This window comes from Oleiphilus sp. HI0132 (assembly GCF_001635845.1).
Genome location: NZ_LWGJ01001062.1, coordinates 1 through 8098 on the forward strand (window position 1 = coordinate 1; position 8098 = coordinate 8098).

The 8098-nt window shown below is 43.9% G+C and carries 8 protein-coding genes; 2 read left to right on the forward strand and 6 right to left on the reverse strand.

What is annotated here, in order from left to right; genetic code table 11:
* On the forward strand, positions 1-944 hold a 944-nt coding region (locus A3766_RS13305), incomplete at its 5' end, for a DUF2806 domain-containing protein (protein ID WP_068642336.1).
* A gap of 106 nt (positions 945-1050) precedes the next feature.
* On the opposite strand, the gene A3766_RS13310 is transcribed toward A3766_RS13305, so the two are convergent.
* Both A3766_RS13310 and A3766_RS13315 read right to left on the reverse strand, forming a co-directional pair.
* Positions 1051-2265: an argininosuccinate synthase gene (locus A3766_RS13310; RefSeq protein WP_068507850.1), complete on the reverse strand. Its 1215-nt coding sequence runs from the start codon at positions 2263-2265 to the stop codon at positions 1051-1053.
* A gap of 175 nt (positions 2266-2440) precedes the next feature.
* Positions 2441-3319, reverse strand: coding sequence for an OmpA family protein (locus A3766_RS13315; RefSeq protein ID WP_231875515.1), 879 nt, complete (start codon positions 3317-3319; stop codon positions 2441-2443).
* Between the two features lie 202 nt (positions 3320-3521).
* Between A3766_RS13315 and rnt the strand changes: the two genes are divergently transcribed.
* Positions 3522-4166, forward strand: a complete 645-nt coding sequence (gene rnt, locus A3766_RS13320) for a ribonuclease T (protein ID WP_068507852.1) — start codon at positions 3522-3524, stop codon at positions 4164-4166.
* A gap of 54 nt (positions 4167-4220) precedes the next feature.
* Here rnt and A3766_RS13325 read toward each other — a convergent pair whose 3' ends face one another.
* The 4 genes from A3766_RS13325 to A3766_RS13340 all read right to left on the reverse strand — a co-directional run.
* Positions 4221-5768 (reverse strand): ATP-binding protein, encoded by a 1548-nt coding sequence (locus tag A3766_RS13325; protein ID WP_068507854.1) that lies wholly within the window; start codon positions 5766-5768, stop codon positions 4221-4223.
* Positions 5769-5819: 51 nt separating this feature from the next.
* Positions 5820-6566, reverse strand: coding sequence for a response regulator (locus A3766_RS13330; protein WP_068642338.1), 747 nt, complete (start codon positions 6564-6566; stop codon positions 5820-5822).
* A 152-nt stretch (positions 6567-6718) separates the two neighbouring features.
* On the reverse strand, positions 6719-7144 hold the full coding sequence (locus A3766_RS13335; RefSeq protein ID WP_068507860.1) for a peptidylprolyl isomerase: 426 nt from the start codon (positions 7142-7144) through the stop codon (positions 6719-6721).
* Positions 7145-7159: 15 nt separating this feature from the next.
* Positions 7160-8098: alpha/beta fold hydrolase (locus A3766_RS13340; protein ID WP_068642340.1), on the reverse strand; the 939-nt coding region annotated here is incomplete at its 5' end.

The window sequence follows — 8098 nt, forward strand, 5'->3', positions numbered from 1 at the left end:
TCACCGAATTAAACAGAGTCCAGTTAGGGGCCAAAAGCTTGCACGGTTCTAAAGGAAAGAAAAAACAAATCGGAACATGGTCCAAACTCGTGGCACTGTGCACCAAGTCCATGGGCGGATACTATCGCGCCAATGGCACTGTTGTTCGTGACCTGGCCAGCGATAAGGCGAGTGATGAAGCAGACGAGCCGATCTATGTTGAAACCGATGTTGCTTTTGCCAGCCTCAATGAGCGCACTCATGCTCGAATCAGGCACCAGGAAACCCTAAGACAAGCAAATATTGAAGCAATATTAGCAATTGCTTCCGGTCTACTAGGACAAAAAGTTACGGCTAAATCCGTAGATTCAGATTGGGCAAATATATTCTTTGACTACGCCCAGAATGTTAGTAGCAGCCCAATGCAAAGCCTCTGGGCCAGAGCTCTACTTTGTGAGCTAAAACGACCTCATTCAATCTCCAAGCGTAGCCTGAACTTTCTATACCATTGTGACGCTTGGGAAATTACTGCCTTTAAGAAGGTTTCCAACTATGCCTTTATCGGCCATAACGGTCACCCTTTTGTGTTTCGCGCCAACAACAGCTTAACGAAGGAAGATGATATATTTTCCGAGCTGCGCCTACTATCACACTGCGTCAATGCAGGTATGATTGCAAGAGACCCTAGTGAGCTACTAGTTGGCTACGAGTTTTATTACCGTAAAACGCGACATAGTGTTAGCCACGACTTTACCGCTCCCGGCCAAGGCGTCGGTTTCTATACCCAGGCATTCACCAAAACAGGTAGCGACTTACTCAAAATAATCGGTGGCTTAGACTCAATCCCAAGCAGTAACTTACAAAGAAGAGTCGTCTGGGAATACTTATCTGACTTTATCGATATTGAAGCGGCAACAGCTAATAGCAACAAAAGCAGCACCCTTAAAGAATCTATCGCCGGTTAAATCGCACGCTCCAAAATTATCAAAGAGTTAGTGAAGTACTTAAACTAAGCCCGAAACAAAAAAACCGACAATCAATGTCGGTTTTTTTATGGGTGAGAAAAGGAGCTTAACCCTGATCGCGCCCCTTACCTGCAGCGATACGTAAACGTAGAGCATTCAATTTAATGAAACCTTCAGCATCTTTCTGATCATATGAACCACCGTCATCTTCAAATGTAGCGATACTCTCATCAAACAAGGTTTCTTCAGATTTACGACCGACAACCACAACGTTACCCTTATAAAGCTTAACGCGAACAACACCGTTTACATAATGCTGTGTTTCATCTATCAAGGCTTGAAGCGCTTTACGCTCAGGGGACCACCAGTAACCGTTATAAACCAACTCCGCATACTTAGACATAATACTGTCTTTCAAATGCGCAGACTCTTTATCGAGAGTCAAAGATTCAATCGCACGGTGAGCCTTAAGCATAATCGTGCCCCCTGGCGTTTCATAGCAGCCTCGAGACTTCATACCTACATAGCGGTTTTCAACGATATCCAAACGGCCGACACCATTATCACCACCGACCTTATTCAAGGTCTCAAGCACGGTTGCCGGGCTCATCGCTTCACCATTGATCGCGGTGATATCGCCTTTCTCATATGTCAGTTCGATATAAGTCGGTGTATCTGGAGCGTTCTCAGGAGAAACAGACCAACGCCACATTTCTTCTTCAGGCTCATTCCAAGGATCTTCTAGCATATCGCCTTCATAAGAAATATGTAGCAAGTTTGCATCCATAGAATAAGGAGACTTACCTTTCTTCTTTTCAACTTCGATACCGTGTGTATCACAATAGGCTAACAAGCTTTCACGAGAGTTGAGATCCCATTCTCTCCAAGGTGCAATGACCTGAACACCCGGCTTAAGTGCATAGGCACCTAACTCAAAACGAATCTGGTCATTACCTTTACCGGTCGCACCGTGAGAGATAGCACAAGCACCTGTTTCATTAGCAATTTCGACCATTCGCTTGGCAATTAAAGGACGAGCAATAGACGTACCTAACAGGTACTCGCCTTCATAAATAGTATTTGCTCTGAACATCGGGAAAACATAGTCACGAACAAATTCTTCGCGCACGTCTTCAATATAGATTTCTTTAACACCCAATGCTTCTGCTTTGGAACGTGCAGGTTCAACTTCTTCACCTTGACCAAGGTCAGCTGTGTAGGTAACAACTTCACAGTTGTATGTTTCCTGTAACCATTTAACGATTACAGAGGTGTCTAGACCACCAGAATAAGCCAAGACAACTTTGTTAATTTCTGACATAGAAAGGCTCCAACTATCGAAGATGCAGACAAAACAAGCTGTCACTCTTCAGCCACAAACAGCTAAACGAGTGAAATCCTGTTCCGCTTAATAATATTCATTACGAAAAGGCGGCTATTCTACTTGCTGTTGGGCCACAAATACAAATATTGCCGAGATATTTACTGTATTACGCTTAATCTAGATCGCGAACCAGCCGAACGGTGCTACGTCTATTCAGTTTCTTATTCTTTTTGGTGTTATTTTTAGCCACCGGATAACGCTCACCATGGTAACGTGTACGGATAATATCGGCTTCCAGACCATTATTGATTAAGTAATCCCTAACGGCTTGCGCGCGTGCTTTAGATAAGCGCCGGTTATAAATTCTACGGCCAGTACTGTCTGTGTGACCATCAACATAAATAGCTGTCACACTCGAGTCATTTAAGACATAGAGAACCACCAAATCCAGTGACTTTATATCACGCTCGGTTAGATCTGACTTATCAGATTCAAAATGCACACGCGTTTTCTCGACCTGCCTAAAATTAACCGGCAACAAACCTGCTATACAATCAAGATAGCCATTATAGATTGACTTGAAATTAACACTATTAATTCTAACCCTGATTGAATCATCGCTGTACCAAGCTTTCCGGGTAAAAGTTGGCGTCATGCCTTCTAATAGGCCCTGCATCATATTAGTCGCTTTAGCTCTAGGCACACTTAAAGGCTGATCACTATCTACAACGTCGACATAACCCAGATCCTGAATTACCTTGCCCGGCTTCCAAGATGAAGCCTCAACCACTAACGCCGCTTTACCCGGTTTCATAGGGTTATTATTAGTCATCGTATAGAAGCGCAGGTTCTCTCCTGCTTCATGATAGAAGACACCCTTACCATAATAAGGAATATCATGAACCAGACTGCATTCGAATATAGAGGAAGACAGGTACCACTGACTCTGATCCAGCTCTGCGCTATAGGTTTTGGCATGGGCAAGGCTTGATAAGCAAGCTATCACGACTCCTAACATTAAGCCTCTTACAAAAGTACTACCGCGCTTCAAATCGGACACCTCACAAATTCTCTTACCATAATAAATCGGATCAGCTCTTTTTGTAGCAAGCCCCTAATAAGGTATTTTCCAAGTCACATAAAAACTGAAAACAAAACCTGGCAATTCTTTGCCCTATCATAACCTTGCTCTGATATACTGTCGCTACAACTTGGCCGACTTAGCCACGCAACGGAACAAATAAGGACAAACCGTGCCAAACCAATCTGAAAAATGCAATTCTCACGCCATATCCAATCGCTTTCGGGGCTTTCTTCCAGTCGTGATTGATGTTGAGACCGCTGGCTTTAACGCAAAAACCGACGCTCTACTAGAAATAGCCGCTGTTATTATCAGCATGAAGACCGATGGCGATCTCTACCTAAAAGAAACTGTACATTGCAATGTAGAGCCTTTTAGAGGAGCAAATCTTGAGGCTTCTGCGCTAGAATTTACCGGAATTGATCCGCACAGCCCTTTTCGTAATGCTCAACCCGAAAAGCTAGCCCTAGATAAAATATTCACACCTATTCGAAAAGCAGTGAAGGAAACTGGCTGTACACGAGCTGTACTTGTGGGTCATAACGCAACCTTTGACCACAACTTTGTCTTTGCCGCAGCAGAAAGAGCCAATATTAAGCGCAACCCTTTTCACCCCTTTTCGACATTTGATACAGCAACGCTGTCGGGTTTGGCATATGGCCAAACCGTTCTCGCAAAAGCCTGTGGAGCGGCAGGAATTGAATTTGATGGGAAAGCCGCTCATACCGCAAAGTATGATACGGAGAAGACAGCAGAACTATTCTGCAAGATAGTCAATAAGTGGCAACACCTCGGCGGCTGGCCCCTGTCCTCTTAAGCACTTTCTACTAAGATAAGCCAGACAGCAGCTGCGCGCTTCAGATATCGCCACCTAGGGTTTGTTCGTCTGGCTTTGTTTCCTGGGCCATACCAAACTAAACTTCGCTCCACCCATATCACTTCTGCCCAAGAAGGCTTGCCCCCCATGCCAATAAAGAATACGGCGTACAATTGACAAGCCTAGGCCATAACCCCCTGAAGCACGTGTGCGACTATCGTCCAAACGCGCAAACGGCGTAAAGACAGACTCCCAATCTTCCTCTGGAATACCAGGGCCATCGTCTTCAACATCTACACGACATGTCTCTGCATCAAAAGAGCAAACAACTTTTACCCTTCCTTGAGCATAGCGTGTCGCATTACCAACAAGGTTTTGAATCGAACGATGTATATAACGTGTTTCAACCTCTGACATTTTCCATACATCAGAGCCCTCTTTAAACTCAGAGAAAATACTCATATCTGGCTTAACAAGGCCTTGCTCGGAAACAACTTGATCAACAATTGCGCTAATATCAGCTTCCTGAAATGCCAAGATTGGCCCGCCCTGCTCAAGTCGAGCATAGGTCAATATCTCATCAATTAATTCGTCAAGCTCCTGAATATCGCCATCGATCCCCTTTACTTGCTTTTGCAATGCTTCCTCGGAGGGACAGTCTTCAATCATTTGTACACCAAAGCGTATTCTAGCAACAGGGGTTCTAAGCTCATGCGATACAGCATGGATCATTTCTTTCTGCACATACATCAGGCGCTGTATATGGTCGGCCATACTATTGAAAGCACCACCTAAGCGACTGATCGCATCTTCACTTCCCGCCCCGGATACACGAGCATCTAGCTCACCTCGCGAAATACGACTTGCCGCTGTTTCAATAGAGCGTAAACGGCGACTGAACCCCTCTACCAGGTAATAAACAAAGAGCATAAGCACTGCAACACACAGGGAAACCAGTGCAACGAACAAAATAAATGAAAAACCGGAGAACACTTCACCATACTCTAGACGAAGCAGTTCTCCGCTCTTCAAGCGCACATAACTAAATAAACCATCTTCATCAAGACCGTCATGAAAACCCTGTTTGGCAATATCATTTAATACTAACTGAGAACTTACCGAACTCGTCTCTTCCAATTTAGCAATCGAGACATTAAGCAGTGATTCAATGCTTTCAAGCTTGCTCAACTCCGTCGCATCAACCAGTAATTCGCTTACAAGAAGACGAAAAAGTGCTGAAAACTGCTTATCGCGCAAAGACTCAAAAACTAACAACTGCTCGCTAGAATTTTGCTGCTGGATAATCGCTCTAAGGTAGTCACCTTCCAGGGACACAAGCAGTCGTCCATACATCAAACGCTCTTGCTCTACCGCACTTAGACCTAATGATTCATAATCAGATAGGTAAGTATGTTCAGGCAGCTTTGAATGATCTTCACTGATTACACGGGATAGTTCGGTCATAGGAGTAACCAGCAAATCATGCCAGTAGTGCTCTTCCCTAACCTGATTAGAGACTTTAACCAGACCAAGACTAAAAAGGCCTAGCACAGTGATCACTGAAACTAGGCCAATAAAAATACGAATTAGAATTTTCTTCAAAACCAAAACTCTTTAAATAATTTGGCAAGCCGAGCTTGAGAGACTTATAAACTAAGCCTCTTTTACAAACAAATAGCCCTTGCTTTGAACTGTCTTGATCCTTCGTGGGTGAACCGGATCATCACCTATTTTCGGACGAATTCTAGAGACTCGAACATCAATCGAACGATCTTGACCATCATATTCGATACCGCGCAAGTTAGTAAAGATTTCTTCACGGCTCAGCACGTTACCTGCATTACTGGATAATAACCAAAGTAAGTCAAACTCTGCACTGGTTAAATCGATACTTTCATCGTCCAACCATGCCTCTCGCATTGAGCTATCAACAACCAGGTTGTTAAATACCAAGCGGGTCGCATCAGCTGCCTGACCTGACTCTGCACCAGCATCTGATGATTGGTCAACATGCTCATTAATCCGACGAAGTAAGGCGCGAATTCTTGCTAGCAGAACCCTAGGACGAACAGGCTTAGACATATAATCATCGGCCCCCATTTCCAAACCTAGTACCTGATCTAGATCGTCAGTTCGCGCAGTCAACATAAGAATCGGTCCATTATAATTAGGACGCACCTTACGACATATTGACAAGCCATCCTCACCTGGAAGCATCAGATCCAACACTACCAGATCAGGCTTTTCATTGACGATACGATCAACTGCATGAGAGCCATTACCTTCAACCGAAACGACAAGCCCATTACTCTCCAAGTATTCCTTGGTGAGATCAGCTAAACGCTCATCGTCTTCAACTATTAAAATTCGCCAAGCGTCGTTTTGTTGTTCAACTTCCATCTGTATTTTCTTATCTTAGTTCGTGATTTGGGATTGCATGGAGACCCGAAAGGTACTGATATTCCATACATTTTTCCGTTATGTAACAGTAAGTATATATGCAGCTTCAAAAAACACATGAAAAATTGCATATTTTTTATTCTAGCTAAATTTTACGCAGCTTCGACCACTTCGATTATCTCAATCTCAAAATTGAGAACCAAGCCTGCTAAAGGGTGGTTTGCATCAACCAGGACGAAGTCTTTTTCTACTTTAACAACCTGAACAACCTGCGCATCAGAGCCGGTATTGGTCTGGAACTTCATACCTTCTACAACATGCTCTACTCCTTCAAAAGCTGACATAGGTACTTTTGACACAAACTCCGGGTTATGCGCACCATAAGCCATTTCTGGCGGCACCTGCACTTCCAAGCGATCACCCGCTTGCCTCCCCTTTACAGCTTCTTGAAGCCCTCGAATCACGGAAGCACCACCAATCTCAATTACCATTGGTTCGCCACCTTCTGAAGTATCGACTACTTGCCCATCATCATTCTTCAACCAATAGTTAACTTTATATACTTGCCTTTCTGCCATTATTTATCACTCTTGTTAATCAGACCGGCTTGCCAACCAATCTACAGCTATGCGCCAGGTATTTTGCGGCGCTTTGTTACCAGCAAAGACGCCCGCATGCCCACCCGGAACAACACAAAACTCTTTATCTTCTGAAGAGACTATATCCAAAACCTTGTGCGCAGCACTTACACTCACCAAATTATCAGACTCGCCTGCAAATGCCAGAATCGAGCATCTAATTTGATTAAACTCGGCCATCACCTTTCCAATACGCATTTTTCCTTTAGCCATGGTGTTATTGATCATCATATGAACCGCCATTTCCCGAATGGTACGCCCTGGATAATCTACCATGTCGTCAAACCACTTGCTCATAGTCAGACTTTCTTCCAAATACTCCCTATCCCATAAATTCAAAAACTTCTCATACGTATTAATCACTGAGCCCATTGGGTTAGTTAATTTAAACACTAGCGATGAAGTCCATCCAGGCACATGAAAATAGCGTGTCGGTAAATCAAGTAAGGAAAAATTAAGCACGTTGGAAACCAGGTGCGCTGGCTTATATATTGCCGACAAAACCTTACCTGCTGCGCCGCTCTGATGCATATCGATCGGACTCGCGACTGTCACCAGGTTTTTGACTGATTCATCACCTGAAACCGCCAGATACATAAGAGAAAGCAAGCCACCCATGCAGTATGCAAAGATTGACACCTCCTCCTCATCAGAATGCGTAATGACAGCATCCATGATCATTGGCATCCACTCTAGCACATAGCTTTCCAGCGACAGGTTTTTATGATCTGCGGTTACATCTCCCCAATCAACCAAGTAAACATCATAACCATTCGCTAAAAAATAACGAACAACACTTCTATGCGGCATCAAATCAAATATCATTGATGTTGCGGCTAAAGGCGGCACCAAGATAACGGGCGTTTTGTGTCGCTTTTTCTCTACCTTGATTTT